This window comes from Pricia antarctica (assembly GCF_900101815.1).
Classification (GTDB): domain Bacteria; phylum Bacteroidota; class Bacteroidia; order Flavobacteriales; family Flavobacteriaceae; genus Pricia; species Pricia antarctica.
This window is the reverse complement of the sequence record NZ_FNAO01000008.1, coordinates 88,027-105,770: the sequence shown is the minus strand read 5'-3', so window position 1 is coordinate 105,770 and position 17,744 is coordinate 88,027. Positions and strand designations below refer to the sequence as shown.

The 17,744-nt window shown below is 46.2% G+C and carries 8 protein-coding genes and 1 pseudogene; 7 read left to right on the top strand and 2 right to left on the bottom strand.

The genetic code is table 11. From position 1 onward, the window contains the following. Nucleotides 1-18: 18 nt before the first annotated feature. Nucleotides 19-1,329 carry a phenylacetate--CoA ligase family protein gene (locus BLT07_RS15890; protein WP_091871368.1) on the bottom strand — a complete coding sequence of 437 codons (1,311 nt, stop codon included), beginning with the start codon at nucleotides 1,327-1,329 and terminating at the stop codon, nucleotides 19-21. A gap of 191 nt (nucleotides 1,330-1,520) precedes the next feature. On the opposite strand from BLT07_RS15890, the gene BLT07_RS15885 reads away from it, so the two are divergent. Both BLT07_RS15885 and BLT07_RS15880 read left to right on the top strand, forming a co-directional pair. After that, nucleotides 1,521-2,555, top strand: a complete 1,035-nt coding sequence (locus BLT07_RS15885) for a sugar-transfer associated ATP-grasp domain-containing protein (RefSeq protein WP_091871364.1) — start codon at nucleotides 1,521-1,523, stop codon at nucleotides 2,553-2,555. 138 nt (nucleotides 2,556-2,693) lie between these two features. Continuing rightward, nucleotides 2,694-3,680, top strand: coding sequence for an aldo/keto reductase (locus tag BLT07_RS15880; protein WP_091871359.1), 987 nt, complete (start codon nucleotides 2,694-2,696; stop codon nucleotides 3,678-3,680). 11 nt (nucleotides 3,681-3,691) lie between these two features. Here BLT07_RS15880 and BLT07_RS15875 read toward each other — a convergent pair whose 3' ends face one another. Further along, nucleotides 3,692-5,284: a peptide chain release factor 3 gene (locus tag BLT07_RS15875; protein WP_091871355.1), complete on the bottom strand. Its 1,593-nt coding sequence runs from the start codon at nucleotides 5,282-5,284 to the stop codon at nucleotides 3,692-3,694. Nucleotides 5,285-5,683: 399 nt separating this feature from the next. On the opposite strand from BLT07_RS15875, the gene BLT07_RS15870 reads away from it, so the two are divergent. The 5 genes and pseudogenes from BLT07_RS15870 to BLT07_RS21655 form a co-directional block, all read left to right on the top strand. Next, a complete protein-coding gene (locus BLT07_RS15870) occupies nucleotides 5,684-9,112 on the top strand; it encodes a T9SS type B sorting domain-containing protein (protein WP_091871352.1) in 3,429 nt (1,142 codons plus the stop codon). A gap of 44 nt (nucleotides 9,113-9,156) precedes the next feature. Further along, complete coding sequence (locus tag BLT07_RS15865; protein ID WP_091871348.1) at nucleotides 9,157-10,116, top strand: PorP/SprF family type IX secretion system membrane protein; 960 nt, start codon at nucleotides 9,157-9,159, stop codon at nucleotides 10,114-10,116. A 36-nt stretch (nucleotides 10,117-10,152) separates the two neighbouring features. Next, nucleotides 10,153-12,090 (top strand): OmpA family protein, encoded by a 1,938-nt coding sequence (locus BLT07_RS15860; protein WP_091871343.1) that lies wholly within the window; start codon nucleotides 10,153-10,155, stop codon nucleotides 12,088-12,090. 289 nt (nucleotides 12,091-12,379) lie between these two features. After that, nucleotides 12,380-15,886 carry a thrombospondin type 3 repeat-containing protein gene (locus BLT07_RS21445; RefSeq protein ID WP_091871338.1) on the top strand — a complete coding sequence of 1,169 codons (3,507 nt, stop codon included), beginning with the start codon at nucleotides 12,380-12,382 and terminating at the stop codon, nucleotides 15,884-15,886. Between the two features lie 438 nt (nucleotides 15,887-16,324). Continuing rightward, a pseudogene (locus tag BLT07_RS21655) lies at nucleotides 16,325-17,744 on the top strand (hypothetical protein); the annotation flags it as partial.

The window sequence follows — 17,744 nt, the reverse complement described above, 5'->3', positions numbered from 1 at the left end:
TGGACTAAATAAAGTACATTATGATGCACTCCGGTTCAGCACCTTTTTCCGTTTCCCAGAACATAATAATGGAATTTCGTCTACGTATTCCACTGTAATTTTAGCATTCTCCCCGAAATAGGACCTGAATTCGCTCATCAGCTCTTCTTCCCTCAAAAATTTTTCTGGAGCATTCAATTTGAACTTGTATTCTGTTTCTGAAAGTTGTATAAATTGATACTGCGTCAGTTCGATATACTTCCACATGTTATTGGTAATGGTAAACGAAGATATTGGCTCACCTTGCGTATCGTAAATAGCATCCATCTTTCTGCCTTCGACTTTTTTGAAGACATATTGGGTACGTCCATTTTTTTCGATTTTCCCCATAGTACCGACATCCCCGGTATCGTAGCGAACCATTGGCATGGCCTTGTTAAAAAGGTCCGTGACAACGATTCTGCCCGGTTTGCCCTCCTCGGCAGGAACATCTTTCTCCAGATCGAGGACCTCGATATGGTAACTAGCCAAATTGAGCAAATAGTCATTTTCCAAGTCGGCGGTCTGCTGCGCCAGCATACCACATTCGGTATTGGCATACCGCGATACAACTGGGCAATTAAAACATGCGGCCAGTACTTTCTTGGTTGGAAGATCAAGGGATTCTGACATGGCAATAATGGATACCACGTTTGCATGTGACATGTCCGAATGGTTTTGTTGTATGTATGTAACGATACGGTCTAATGCGGAAGCATATCCTAAAATACTCTTTGGGGAGTCGGTGGCCCTAACTTCCTCAAGAAAAGCCTGAATAGCGCTATCATCCATTTTGAATACCTCTATGGGCACGATATTCTGTTTCTTTTGAAGGAATTTACTTTTTTTATTCTGGGCGGTCCATATTCGAAGATAGAAAAATCGAGTACCATAGGCATGTCCGACAGATTCCCAAAAAAAACGTACGTCCGCAATATGTCTTTTCTTTTTATCAAGATTGTGTAATACGGTAAAAGGTGTGCCTGTAGACCCGCTGGTGCTGGCATTAAAGGTTTTTTTTTGTGTGTATTCCTCCGATCGGAAAGAAACAGAAGACATCTTGATCAAATTTTTATTGGTAACCGGGTAGTTCTCCAATAAGGAATCCGAGATCGTAAGGTTTCTGTAATAAGGCACCGTTTTACGACAATGCGCAAGCAGGTCGTTCAGGTATTGTTTTCTTTTTTGAATAGCAAAATCGGAATCCTGATCTTCATTGATCTTTGTTACCGCATCATGATGTTTACGGATTTCGGCACCTTGAAACCAGTCGGATATCCAAAATAAGGAATTACGAAACGAACGAAGCATATAGTGTAATTTTGAGGCGCGTCAAAGATAGCTTACTTTTTAGATTTTTGATAGGGATGAAACTATATATTAACCGAGATTTAACGGTCTTTCCGCGAGTATTCAGGCCGATTCCGTATATTTAAGCTCACCTTTTTAAAAATTCTTAACGTATGAATTGCCTGGTAGAATATTCCTAATCCCATCCTATTATGCAGATAAAAAATCCCGGAAGAATCAAGGTCTTCCTTAAAAACCCGAATAAAAAAGGCTATTTTAAAATGGTCAAAGAGGTAATGATACTTTGGATGACTAAAAGGGAGTTGCCGGTGTACTATTTTAAACATCTCTATAAAAAGGATATTAAAAATTACAAGGATTATGTGGGTACTAAGGAGGCTGCAAGGATTCATGCCAGTAAAAACCTGCACAAACGAGAGTTTACCTCAATTTTGCGCAACAAATTGAATTTTTCTCTTTTTTGCGAAAGAAACGGGATACGGACCCCAAAACTTATCGCCTACAATTTTGGACGTAGTTTCTTTTTCGGCAAAAGCATCAGGGAAATTGCGGATAGTAGCGATTTAACCCACTTTTATACGGAAGTTTTTGATTCCACTGGCGAAGAGGCTGTTTTCATCAGGCCTTTGGCACTTAACCAAGGTCAAGGCTGCATGAAGCTGGATCGTGAAAAATTTTCACAACAACTGGAAAGGCAATACGAAAACTTGCTGAGCGGCGATTATATTCATACCGAGGGTTTAAGGCAGCATCAGCAAATCAATGATATCTACGCAAAATCAATAAATACGCTTAGAATAGTGACGACTATGGATAAAGGCGAAGTCGTTATTATTTCATCCTATTTACGTTTGGGGGCAGGGGGTAGCTTTATCGACAACGTGTCTTCAGGTGGATTTTTCGTGGGAATCGATCAAGAGCATGGTACTTTAAAGCAAAAAGGCTATCGTGATATGAAATTCGGGGGTAAAGAGCTTACAGAACATCCCGATACCGGTTTTAAATTTGAGAATTTTCGGATACCCTACTTTGACGAAGCCTGCGCACTGGTCGAAAAGGCCACAAAGTATATACCCAATGGTTTTATCGGTTGGGACGTGGCCATAACGCCAACGGGACCCACAATCATCGAAGGCAATGAAGATGCCGGCCTTTTCTCTTCCGACGTGGCCTATGGTGGATTACTGAAAAATCCGCAAATGAAAAAATTAATGGCCCGGATATAGTGACGGAATCCGATTGTAGTTACACAGACCATTATACATTTTTGAAACTGGTCAAAAATTTTAGCGATTACATAGTCCGCTATCGAATGAATTCCCTAAATTCTTCATAAATTATGAATTTATAAAAATCCAATAAAAATGGAATATAGAACACTAGGTAATACAGATTTAAAAATTTCAGCAATCACATTCGGTGCTTGGGCCGCCGGCGGGTGGATGTGGGGTGGCAGCGATAGCAACCAAGCCATCAAAGCCATACAGGATGCCTATGAAAAGGGGGTTACATCCATTGATACGGCACCTATTTACGGCATGGGCGCCAGCGAAGAAATCGTAAGGGAAGCCATCAAAGATATCCCAAGGGACAAAGTACAGCTATTGACCAAATTCGGAATGCGGTGGGATTTGAAAAAGGGTGAATTTTACTTTCAAAGTAAGGATAACGACGGTAAGGATGTAGACATTTACAAATACGCGGGCAAAGAAAGCGTAAAACAAGAAGTCGAGAACAGCCTTAAACGGCTGGGTACCGATTATATCGACCTTTACCAAATTCACTGGCCCGACGTCACCACACCTATTCAAGAGACTTTCGAAGCAGTCGCGGAACTTATCAAGGAAGGAAAAATTCGCCATGCAGGTGTATGCAACTATACGGTCGAACAGATGAAGGAGGCTGAAAAGTACGTGAACGTAGTTTCCAATCAAGTGCCTTTTAGTATGGTCAACCGCGACATAGAGAGGGAAGTAGTACCTTTCTGCCGCAAAAATGGGAAATCTATATTAGCCTACAGTCCGATGGAAAGAGGATTACTTACCGGAAAGATGAAACCGGGACAAAAATTCGAAAAAGGTGACCATAGGGCAGACAATCCGTATTTTACAGCGGATAGCATCACCAAGACCAATGCGTTTTTGGAAAAAATCAGACCCTTGGCCGAAGAAAAAAATGCGACCCTGGCACAGTTGGTGTTAAGATGGACCATCGAACGCCCGGGCATCACGATTGCCTTGGCCGGAGCACGAAACTCGCAGCAGTCCGTTCAGAATGCCGCCGCCGCTGATATTGAATTGAATTCAGGGGATATTGATTTGATTAATGACGAATTGAAGAAAATTTCGTAGTCTCCAGGCTCTTATTCAAACTCCGAAACAAAATGTAATTTCACACTGGGATATTTCTGTTGCGTCATCTGTAAAGAAAATTGTGAATCGGCCAAAAACACCGACTGCCCTTGTTTATCTAACGCTAGAAATTTTTGTTTTATGCGTTGGAATTCGGCAAATTCATCGTTCTTAGGGTCTTCTGGGTCTACCCAACACGCTTTATAGACAGGAAAATTGTCGTAGGTACATTTGGCGCCGTATTCATGTTCCAAGCGATATTGTATCACCTCGAACTGTAGTGCTCCCACGGTGCCGATTACTTTTCTACCGTTCATTTCTAAGGTGAACAGTTGCGCCACCCCCTCGTCCATCAATTGGTCTATACCTTTATAGAGCTGTTTCGACTTCATGGGGTCGGCATTGTTGATGTACCTAAAATGCTCAGGCGAAAAACTGGGTATTCCTTTATAGTGTAGTTCCTCGCCTTCGGTGAGCGTGTCGCCGATTTTAAAATTTCCCGTATCATGTAGCCCGACGATATCGCCGGGATAGGAAATATCCACAATTTCCTTTTTCTCGGCAAAAAAGGCATTCGGACTCGAAAACTTCAATTTTTTGTCTTGCCTTACGTGCAGGTAGGGTTTGTTCCGCTCGAAGGTACCGGAGACCACCTTCACAAATGCCAAGCGGTCGCGGTGCTTGGGGTCCATGTTGGCGTGTATTTTAAATACGAATCCCGTCATATTCTTTTCAGTGGCTTCCACCATGCGTTCCTCGGCTTTTTTGGCACGTGGCGACGGAGCTATTTCTATAAAACAGTCCAGCAGCTCGCGTACCCCGAAATTATTCAATGCCGAACCGAAAAATACCGGATGTTGCTTTCCGGCCAAATACGCTTCCTTATCAAAATCGGGGTAGACCCCCATAGCGAGATCTAGATCTGTTCTCAGATTTTGTGCGGCCTTGTTTCCCAAAATCGTGTCCAATTCAGGATTGTTGATATCGTCAAAAGCAATGGTTTCCTCAATATTTTTCTTGCTATTGCCGCTAAAAAGATTGATGTTCTTTTCGTAGATGTTATAGATGCCCTTAAAATCATAACCCATCCCGATAGGGAAACTTAGTGGAGTCACCGAAAGTCCCAATTTTTGTTCCAGTTCATCCAATAGGTCAAAAGCGTCCTTCCCTTCACGATCTAACTTGTTGATAAATACAATAATGGGTATATTTCGCATCCGGCAGACCTCTACCAGTTTTTCGGTCTGGGCCTCGACTCCTTTTGCTACATCGATGACCACGATAACACTATCTACAGCGGTAAGGGTACGAAAAGTATCTTCGGCAAAATCTTTGTGTCCGGGAGTGTCAAGAATATTGATTTTTTTATCCTTGTATAAAAAGGCCAAGACCGAAGTAGCGACCGAGATACCGCGCTGGCGTTCGATTTCCATAAAATCGCTAGTAGCCGATTTTTTGATTTTATTGCTCTTTACGGCGCCGGCCTCCTGTATGGCGCCCCCGAAAAGCAAAAGCTTCTCCGTCAAGGTAGTCTTTCCGGCATCGGGATGTGAAATTATACCGAAAGTACGTCGTTTTTTGATTTGGTCGTTAAATGATTTCATGGGCGAAATTTGTGCAAAAATACGGCAAATAATGCTTTTGCCATCCTGTAATATAGCGCTTGATGTATATCTTAATAATCTTACAAGAATTGTAATTATTCACCAAACTATTCGCTTTCAAATACTACGCTGCCAAAGTAATCGTCAGCTCTAAAATTAAGGTCCACATCCTTTATATCCTTTAAAAACGTATTTAATCCATTGTAAAACAGGCAAAGACATACGCTTTATCGAATAAAACTGTTTTTAGAGGATTTTTCATAAGTTATGCTTTTAAAACAATTCGGCGATTGGAATTTTAAATATATATTGCATGGATATTACAGATTATCCCCATTTTTTACCTCCTACAAAATACCTACTTGCCATGGTGATTAGTTGATTTCTAACTAAACAGATATGGAAAATTTTACTTTAATAGGTTTTAAGAAAAAAGTAGTTTACGGTCTTGCCCTACTAACGATGGGTTCGCTGTTCGTACTGACCACCTCTTTCGATACCTTTTCGGATGCTACCTTTATACAGGACCCATCCTTCTTAACAGATACCGATGGAGACGGTGTTACGGACGACATGGATATCGATGATGACGGCGATGGGATATTGGATACGGTCGAAGGCCAGGATATCGATAGCGATAAGGACGGGCTACCCGACCATCTTGACCTGGATTCCGACAACGACGGCATTTTAGATAACCTAGAGGCGCAAATCTATACCGATTACAGGGAGCCCTCTGCCAAAGATACCGATGGCAACGGTCTCGACGACGCTTATGAAACTGCCCCCGGAAATGGCGAAGGTCTAAGCCCCAGGGACAGCGATGCCGATGGGGTAGCTGACTATTTGGATATTGATTCCGACAACGATGGAATTTTAGACCAAAATGAATCCACCATCACAAGTACCGATTTTGACTGCCAGACCGCTCCGAACCTGAATTTTTCGGAAAGTTCCGTGTTGGAATCAGGGGAGGCATCGAGCGAAGGCGCGGTGTATCGGATAGCCAATGTGGCCGATGGCCTCGATGCCCTGGTAACGGTCGATGAGGTCGTAAACGCCAAAATCGAAGTACTCGACCAGAACGCCACCGACCCTGCCTTTTTTAAACCCGAGATACAGTTTACAGTGTCCGATGTCGTTAGGGAGCCCTATGTCGACCTGAAGATTTCCTTGGTAGCCTCTGGCGGGACCGATCCCGTAATCTTGGAAAATCTGATCGCCAATTTTATCGATGTCGATGGAAACACTCAGTATCAGGAATTTAATAGGTTTGATACCCCCTCAAGGTATACCTTGGATGATCCAAAAGATATCGATGTCGAGAATACGGGCGGGGGCCTATTGGTGCACGGTGGCACCAAAGAATACGATGGCATATCGAACGTCAATCCCCAAGTGAACGTCGCGGTGGAATTTGTCTCTATTTCGACCTTTGTTTTCCGGTTTGGTATTCAGACCCAAACTTCTGAAAATTTTATCACCATTGTCAGGCAATCGGGCATTCAATTCTCGTGTCCCGACAATTTCACGAATCCGCAAACGATAAATTTTCGCAAGGATACCGATACTGATGCCGACGGTTATCCCGACAGGGTCGATATCGATGCCGACAATGACGGTATTCCCGATAACGTAGAGGCCCAGACCACCGACGGGTATGTTGCCCCTGAAGGTGCGGACGATGACAACGATGGATTGGACAATGTTTACGAAGGAGCCGGAGATGCCGGACTTACCCCGGTTAACACTGATGATGACATCACGCCTGATTACTTAGATGGGGACAGCGACAACGACTTGGTGCCCGACAACAACGAAGGCAACGATTTCGACTTCGACGGAGTGCCCGATCAGGCCCCGACCGGTATGGATACCGATGGTGACGGCTTGGACGATGGCTACGAAGGCAGCGATATCAACGATGGTTTCGACGTAAACGACGAAATCGACGATCCTGCCAACGATTTGCCCGATACCGATGGTGCCGAAGACGTCAACTATCGCGATATCGATGACGACGGCGATGGTTTCGATACGCCCGATGAAGATGTCGATGCCAATGGTGACCCGACCAACGACGATACCGATACTGACGGTACGCCCGATTATTTGGATAATGAGACGGGTACCGGTGCCGATACCGATGGGGATGGTGTACCGGATTCCACCGACCTCGATGATGACAACGATGGCATTCTCGATATAGTCGAAGACCCGAACCTCGATGGTGACGACAATCCCTTGACCGATTCGTTGGATAGCGATAATGATGGTTTTCCGAATCATTTGGATATGGATTCCGATAACGACGGTCTTCCCGATAACGTAGAAGCGCAAACTACGGATGGATATATTGCCCCGAGCGATGACAATGAGGCAACTTACGTGTCGAACAATGGCCTGAACTCCGCATATCCCGAAGGTATTACCACCGTAAATACCGATGGGGAAGACACCCCCGACTACATCGATCTGGATAGTGATAACGATATGGTGCCCGATAACAACGAAGGCAATGATTTTAATTTCGACGGGGTGCCCGACCAGACCCCTACAGGCACGGATACCGACGCTGACGGACTGGATGACGGCTATGAACACGGTAGTGTCGACGATGGTTTTAACTTCAATGACGGTATAGACGACCCCGCAAACGATTTGCCCGATACCGATGGTGCCGAAGACGTCAACTATCGCGATGTCGATGACGACGGCGATGGTATCGATACGCCTGACGAAGATACCGATGAAAACGGTAATCCGACCAACGATGACACCGATAGTGACGGTACGCCCGATTATCTGGATAATGACACGGATCCCAATGTCGATACCGATGGTGACAGGGTACCCGATTCCACCGATCTAGATGATGATAATGATGGTATTCTCGATACGGTCGAAGACCCTAATCTTGACGGTGACGACAATCCCTTGACCGATCCGTTGGATAGCGATAACGACGGCATCCCCAATCACTTGGATATAGACGCCGATAATGACGGTATTCCCGACAACGTAGAATCACAGTCTACCGATGGATATATTACGCCGAACGACGATAGTGATGGAACTTATGAAGAAAACAACGGTCTGAACTCCGCTTATCCCGACGGTTTAGATTCAGTAAATACCGATGGCACCGACAATCCTGATTATATTGATAGGGATAGCGATAACGATCTAGTGCCCGATAACAATGAGGGCAACGATTTTAACTTTGACGGTATTCCCGATCAGAATCCGACCGGTACGGATACCGATGGAGACGGTTTGGATGATGGCTATGAAGGCAGCGATATCAATGACGGTTTTGATGTCAATGACGAAATCGACGACCCCGCAAACGACTTGCCCGATACCGATGGCACCGAAGACGTGAATTATCGCGATATCGATGATGATGGTGACGACCTCGACACCCCCGATGAAGACACCAACGAAAACGCTGATCCCACTGATGACGATGCAGATGGTAATGACATTCCCAGCTATCTCGATCCCAATGAACTGAAAAGCAACGCTATCGTAGTGATGCAAATGGTAACGCCCAATGGGGACGGTAAAAATGAATTTTTATGGATCGAAAATGTTGAATTGGCCCTCAATAACAGTATTAAGATATATAACCGATGGGGTACAGCGGTATATGAGGGCGAAGATTATAATAACCAGAACAATGTCTTTGACGGAAGGTCGAAGGTAAGAACTACAGTGAACGCTCAAGAGTATTTACCAGCGGGCGTATATTTTTATATATTTGAGTACCATACGGTAGATGAAAAAAGTATAACAGACAGCGGTTACATCTATATCAGTAAGTAAACGTTTACTTAGAACTTATTTGAACGATACCAATAAAGCTATTTATGATTCTTAAAAAGAGCCTTTTAGCATCCTTGTTCCTTCTCGTAGTTTTTTGGGAAACGGCAAATGCCCAACAAGATGCGCAGTATACCCAGTATATGTTCAATACCATGAGCGTAAACCCTGCCTATGCTGGTTCTAGGGGGCAACTGAGTATCGCGGGACTGTACAGGTCGCAATGGGTGGGCCTTGAAGGAGCCCCGCAGACCTTTACGTTTAATTTACACTCTCCCATTAGGAACAGTAACGTGGGCTATGGGGTGTCGGTCGTCAATGACAAAATCGGGGACGGTACGGTTCAAGAGACCTACATCGATGGCTTGGTTTCATACACAGTAGACGTTTCTCTAGAGGGCAAGTTGTCGTTCGGTCTAAAGTTGGGCGGTAACCTCTTGAATCTCGATTTTGTACAACTACGCCAACGCGAGGGTTTTGAGGAGGCAGTCGTTGCGGATAATATTGAAAACCGATTTTCACCCAATGTAGGTTTGGGGGTTTACTATCATACCAATAAATTTTATGTTGGCCTTTCTGCGCCCAATCTTTTGGAGACCGAGCATTTCGATAATTCGAACTCCGATGCGAACGCCATCGATTTTCTGGCCAAAGACCGAGTCAATTTTTACGCGATAGCGGGGTATGTTCTTGATCTGAACGACAATTTAAAATTTAAACCTGCGTTATTGACCAAAGTGGTCGGGGGCGCTCCCTTACAGGTAGATTTTTCGGCTAACTTTCTATTTGCCGAAAGATTTTCTTTCGGGGCCGCTTATCGTTGGGATGCGGCGTTAAGTGCCTTAGCCGGTTTTCAGATTACCGATCAAATCATGTTGGGTCTCGCCTATGATAAGGAGACTACTGATTTTGGGGCCAAACAGTTCAGCAACGGATCCTTCGAGATTTTTCTAAGATGGGAATTGTTGAGGTCTTTCGAAAAACTGGTCTCGCCACGTTTCTTTTAAGGCGCTTGCATAGTTTTTTAAAATAATTTGGGGCAAATGGTAAAAAGGATTTACATACTTATATTAATAACGTTTTTAGTGGGGGTAAAGGGTTTCGCCCAAGAAAAACTCCTGAACAAGGCCAACGAGAAATACGAAGCCTACTCCTTCAGTCCCGCTATCGATATCTATAAAAAGGTTTTGGATAGGGGTTATGCCTCTGCGGATTTGTTGAAGAAGTTGGGCAACTCCTATTATTTTAATGCCGATTACAAAGAAGCCGCCGATACGTACAAGCGATTGGTCGATAACTATCCTGACGATACTCCTCCCGAATATTATTTTAGATATGCCCAGACCTTAAAGACGCTCGAAGATTATGAAACTTCAAAGACCGTAATGGCTCGATTTCTAGAGGCTGCCAAAGACGATGAAAGGGCATCGGCCTACAAGAGCGATACCGATTATCTAAAGGAAATCAAAAAAAATTCCGGGCGATTCAACGTAACTCCTTTCGAATACAATTCCACCTATTCCGAATTTGCACCTTCTTATTATAAAGAGGGACTGATTTTCTCCTCGGACCGCGATACCGGTAATTTTGCGCGCTACCGACATACCTGGACCTCCAAAGACTTTTTAGATCTATATAAAATAAACGCCGATAGCGCCTCGGCCAAGACAGTCACAAAGCTAGGAGACGGCGTAAACACGAGATTGCACGAGTCCACCTCAATTACCACCAAAGATGGTAATACACTTTATTTTACGCGAAACAATCTAGAGGACAGGAAATCCAACAAAGATAAAAACGGGGTGATACGGCTCAAGATTTTTAAGTCAACTTCGGTCGAGGGAATTTGGTCGAATATCGAAGAGCTCCCTTTCAATAGTGACGCCTATTCCGTGGCGAATCCGGCATTGAGTTCCGATGAAAAGACCCTGTATTTTGTCTCCGATATGGAAGGATCACTCGGAGAGTCCGATATTTTCAAGGTTTCGATTAATGACGACGGCAGTTTTGGAACTCCCGAAAATCTGGGCAATAGCATCAATACAGAGGCTAGGGAAACCTTTCCTTTTGTGGGTAGTAGTGACGTGCTATACTTCTCTTCCGACGGTCATCCCGGGCTTGGCGGGTTGGACGTTTTCGCCGTTCAGTTAGAAAATGGCAGTTCCAATGACGAGGTAACGAACGTAGGAGAACCTATTAACAGTAGATTCGATGATTTTACCTTTATAATCAACGAAGATACCAAACGCGGCTATTTTGCCTCAAACCGTTCCGAGGGTCTTGGCGGCGATGATATCTATGAATTTTTAGAGGCCAAACCCTTGTTGCTGGGCTGCAAGCAATCAGTTAGCGGAACGGTCATGGATAAAATATCCAAAGAACCGTTGATAGGGGCCACCGTCATGGTCATCGACGAAGACAATGAGGAGATTTCATCGGTCGTTACGGACACCGAAGGCAAGTATCTGGTATCGTTGGACTGTAATCAAGGGAATTTTGTACGGGCTAGGATGGAAGGCTTTATACCCGCTGAAGAATATTTGCCAAAATCGGAAGGAGAGCCCAAGACCATCGATTTTTTACTGGAGCGCAATACGGTTTCGGCCGGTTTCGGCGATGATTTGTCCAAACTCCTTCAATTGAGGGCAATTTACTTTGATTATAACAAATACGATATCCGTAAAGATTCGGAGATAGAGGTCGAAAAGGTCATTGCGGCCATGGAGAAATATCCCAGTCTGAAAATCAAGGTCAACGCCCATACCGACAGTAGGGGCAAAGATTCTTATAACCTGTGGCTTTCCCAAAAACGTGCCGAGGCAACTGTCGATTATATGATAGAAAGGGGCATTTCAAAAAACCGGTTGGGCAGTGAAGGTTTTGGGGAGACCAAACTCATCAACGACTGCGTAAACGGGGTGGAATGTTCGTCCGCACAACATGAAATGAACCGTCGATCTGAGTTTATTATCGTAGAGTAGTACAACCGCATCCTCCAGTGTATTAAAAAACAGCCCATTCGGCTGTTTTTTTGGTTTCGCCCGATGCGATTTCTACCTATTTATTCTCCTCTATTATTAAGCAAACCCCGTTATTTGGCATATTCACTTGGCTTTAGGATACATACACAACAATTATTTCGAATACCGTTTGTTTGCCTTTACATTTGATATTGTTTGTCAGCTACAGTTAACAAAAGAGTGCTGGTTTTCGAATGGATAAATCCTAAAATTGGTTAAGCGTAAGGCATAATCGAATTACCTGCGGTGCATGAAATTCTTTTCAGGAAATAAAATATTTTGTCTTCTTCTTCTGCTGTCCTCATTTGCATTTGGTCAACAGACGTATTTGGATAATTTCAGTAGCGTTTCCTACGCCAATAACAATGGCTCGAATAACTTTTCATCGGGTTGGACCGAAGTCGGGGAGACTACCGACCCCACCAACGGAAAGATACGCGTAGTTTCGAACGCCCTTCGTTTCAGAAATTTAGACGACGTATACATCTATAGACTGGTCAATCTCTCCGGAGCTATCACTGTTACCCTGACCTTCGACTACAATGCTAATAGCATAGGTGACGAGGCACTCAATCTATGGCTTAGAGATACTTCAGGAGCTTTTCAGTTTATCGGCAGCATCACCGGAGGTGCCAACTCCGTAAGTATCGATTTACCTGCCAATTATATCTCGGCCAATAGTGGGTTAGCTTTCAACGGATCTTCCGATTGGACGGGCTCTGAAGAGGTTTCTATTGATAATGTACGGTTTTCGGCAACTTATATTGCCGATACCGATGGTGACGGTGTTGACGATAGTTCCGATAATTGTCCCACGATGGCTAACTCCGATCAATCCGATATTGACGGCGATGGCGTAGGTGACGTTTGTGATGTAGATGATGATAACGACGGTATTTTAGATATTGTAGAATGCAGCACGCCGGCAACCGGAATAGAGATTAGCACCAACATCCGGTATTTTAGCAATGTAACCAATGCGCAGGGAAATCCCGGTACTTCTTATGCTCGGAACCCAATGTCTTATCCCGGTGGTAGTTCCCTTTTGCTTTTAAAATTTCCTGCTCCGGTACCGGTCGGAACGCAAATTGACGTATTTCTTGGTGCGGACCCTTCGACGACAACCTCCGATATGCAAATACAAAGATCGAGCGGGGCAGGGGGTAACAATGGATTCTTGGCCTCGGCGAACGGAACCCCCAGCGGTAGCATAACCAAATATACGTTTACAGTTTCCGGCAGTGCCTTGGAATATATCAGGATTGAGGCCTATCAAATAGGGGCGAGGGTATATGGGGCTAGTTACGGTATTGGTTGCAAAGATACCGACTCCGATGGCATTGCGGACTATCTCGATCTTGATAGCGATGGAGATGGGATTCCCGACAATGTGGAGACACAGACTACTTTGGGATACATCGCACCTTCCAACGCGGACACCAATAACGACGGTTTGGACAATGCCTATGGTACAAACGGATTGACCCCGATTGATACGGATACCGATTCTGTCCCCGATTATTTAGATATCGATAGTGATGACGAAGGAGCCAACGATACCGCGGAAGCGGGAATCACCTTGTCAGGTTTGGATGCCGATGGTGATGGATTGGATAATACCAGCGATACCACGACAGGGTATGCAGATCCGGGAGGAACCATCGATAATCCTTCGAATACAAATGGGGGATCTATTGCCTTGCCCGATAGCGATTCCGATGTCAACACCGTATCGGGGGATGTTGATTTTAGGGATTCCATAGACGATGTGGACGAGCCCCCGGTCGTCGCTGCTACCGGAGCACAAAATTACTGTCCGGGATCTTCGGTACCGATAGTCGAGACCATAGCTATCACCGACGGCGACGATACCAGCACCACAGCAGTCTACATTCAAATTTCAGCGGGGTATGCCGTAGGTGAAGACTTGTTGACGTTGACCGGATCGCACCCGAGCATTACTGCTGCTTTCGATGCGATACAAGGCAGATTGGTTCTCACCGGCCCCGCAACCTATACCGAATTCGAAGCTGCGATTGCCGCGGTAGAATATTCTAGTAGTTCGGCGGCACCGACAGGGTGGAGGCAGTTTTCCATCACCGTGGGAGAAGCCAATTTTCTGCCGAGTACCGGGCATTATTATTTATATGTAGATGATTTGGGAATCACTTGGACGGATGCCAACGCGGCCGCAAGCGCCAGCACCTACTTTGGCCTTCAAGGCTATTTGGCTACGCTGACTTCGCAGGAAGAGGCCGATTTTTCAGGATCTCAAGCGGCCGGTACGGGATGGATTGGAGGTAGCGATGCCGCCACGGAAGGTGTTTGGAGATGGGTCACCGGGCCCGAGGCCGGACTTAACTTTTGGAACGGCGCCATAGGGGGAAGTTCCCCGAATTTTGCATTCTGGAATACTAATGAACCCAATCAGTCTGGCGATGAAGACTATGCACATATTACCCACCCGAACGTTAATCCCAACGGCTCTTGGAACGATTTGTCGAACACCGGCTCAGGTTCGGGAAACTATCAACCCCAAGGCTATGTCGTTGAATATGGTGGTATGCCAGGTGATCCGAACCTGAACATAACCGATGTTACCAGTATTACCATGGCGAGCAATCCCAATATTACTTCCCAACCCGTTAATCAAACAGTCTGTCTGGGCGATGACGCTACATTTAGCGTTTCGGCGACCGCGATCAATACATATCAGTGGCAATCGTTCGATGGCTCCGTTTGGAGCGATTTGACAAATTCGGGCATATATTCAGGAACTACCACTGCCACCTTAACGGTTACAGGACCATCGATTGCCGAAAGTGGAAAACGCTATAGAGTCATTCTTTCATCGGGTTGCTCTGATGTTACCTCGAATACTGCGGTTTTAACGGTGACCGATGTGGTTGCAGATGCAGGTACCGACCAAACCATATGTGATGGAGATTCGGTATCATTAACGGCAACTGCCTCCGGAGGAACGGCGGGTTACACATATCTTTGGAATACAGGCCAAACTTCGGCCAGTATAAATTTTACGCCCATTGGTAATCCAAGTGATGACATAACTGTGGATTATACGGTTACTACAACCGATGCCAATGGATGCCAAGATACAGATACGGTACGGATAAAGATAGAATCTGCACCAACGGCCACCGTCGCTATAATCGGGACCACATGTGCACTTGACAATGGCGAATTCACCTTGAATTTTCCGGACCATCCCCGTAGATCGGCAATTGAATTTAGTCTCAATAACCAATCGACTTACGAATCAAGCGTACCTGACAATAGCGGTTCAACAACCTACAGCAACCTTGCAGCCGGTACCTACCATATTTGGGCGCGTTGGGGCAATGATGAATGTCCCGTTGATTTGGGCAGTCATACGATCTCCAATATTCCGGAGGTATCGATTGGCACGCAACCTTCCGATCTAGCGGTATTTGTAAACGATGATGGCCAGTTCGCTGTGAGCGCAAGCAATGCGGATACTTATCAATGGCAGGTGAGCACAGACGGCGGAGGCAGTTTTACAAATATCACTGATGGTGTGGAATATTCGGGAACCCAAACCGCTACCCTTACGGCTATGACAGTTGGGCAAAGTAAGAACGGTTATAGTTACCGAGCCCTTGCATTCAATTCAACTACTACCTGTGCCCCTATAGCATCGGATGCCGCATTGCTCACAGTACGGCCCAAGACCGTTATTACCAACCGGCGGATTACTCACAGGGTAAACAAGAATTGAGATTGAATTTCACAAAGTTCATCCACTACAAATATCCGATTTTTCGTACACTTTATCCTTTGAACCTGTTGATTTTAGGGTATTTATCGATAAACGAAAATAAGTAAGACTTCATCTTTTTAGCTCTTTACACTACTTTCTATTAGATACACAACATTTATTTTTGAGGTGGACCTGGTACCCTTAATTTTATAATGTGTATGTAAACCGTTTTCCCACAATCCGGCTCGGCACGACCCAAAGCATGAGTAACTTAACCAATAGATTTAGGATGTTATCGTATCCTCTTCACCATAGCCAAAACCGCCTTTCCAGGCCATGGCTCGCGGAAAAGTATTCAGCTTAGAAATTTAGAAAAATACACTTGCTATAAACGGATTTTCAATTCGTCTTATACCAAGGATACATACCAATAAGGTACAAAGTAAAGTAATGGCCATGAAGAATATAATTGTAATCCTAATGTTTTTGGTTTCCGGACTTGCCATGGCGCAGACTACGGTAACGTTAGAAGATCAGTGTAATTGCGAGGTCTTGAGCGGAACCGCAGTTACTACTAGTGGAGCTACCACCCCGGCTGGGGCGGATACTGGTGATTTATATGTCAACACCATTACCGGGGCAATTTTTTACTGGGACGGTGATTCTTGGGAAGCTTCATCTACTGATGGCGCGGATGGAGTAGGAGTTCAGAGCACGGTTGACAATTTCGATGGAACTTTTACGATAAACTATACAAACAGTACCAGTTTTATTACTTCGGATTTTACAGGACCTATTGGCCCCGCAGGAGCTGACGGTGTTGACGGTGCCACAGGCCCACAAGGCCCGGCGGGAGCTGACGGTACTGACGGAGCAACTGGTCCACAAGGCCCACAAGGCCCCGCGGGAGCTGACGGCGCGGACGGGGCAATAGGTCCACAGGGCGACGCAGGCCCCCAAGGCCCGGCGGGAGCGGACGGATCGGATGGATTGGACGGTGCCACAGGACCCGCGGGAGCTGACGGTTTGGACGGCGCGACCGGTCCACAAGGTCCCGCAGGAGCGGACGGAACTGACGGAGTAGACGGTGTTGACGGTGCCACAGGCCCACAAGGCCCGGTGGGAGCTGACGGTGCCGACGGAGCGACAGGTCCACAGGGCCTCGCTGGATTAGACGGTGCTGATGGTGTTGACGGAGCAACGGGTCCTCAAGGTTCCCAAGGCCCCGCAGGAGCAGACGGTGCCGACGGAGCAACGGGTCCACAGGGTCCCTCAGGATTAGACGGTGCTGACGGAGTGGACGGTGCCACAGGTCCCGCTGGATTAGACGGTACTGACGGGGCGACAGGTCCCCAAGGTCCACAGGGTCCGGCGGGAGCGGACGGATCGGATGGAATTGACGGCGCAACAGGTCCCGCAGGAGCAGATGGTGCAGATGGCGCAACAGGTCCACAGGGTCCTCAAGGTCCCGCAGGAGCGGATGGAACCGACGGAGCAACGGGTCCACAGGGCTCCGCAGGATTAGACGGCGCTGACGGAGCAACGGGTCCACAGGGCAACGTAGGTCCCCAAGGCCCGGCAGGAGCGGACGGTGCCAATGGAGTAACAGGTCCCCAAGGTCCCCAGGGTCCCGCAGGATTAGACGGCGCCGACGGGGCGACTGGTGCTGACGGAGCAACGGGTCCCCAAGGTCCACAGGGTCCGGCAGGAGCGGACGGAACCGACGGAATAGACGGTGCCACAGGACCCCCAGGATTGGACGGTGCTAACGGAGCGACAGGTCCACAAGGTCCACAAGGCAACGTAGGTCCCCAAGGCCCGGCAGGAGCAGATGGTGCTGACGGATTGGACGGTGCTAACGGAGCGACAGGTCCAC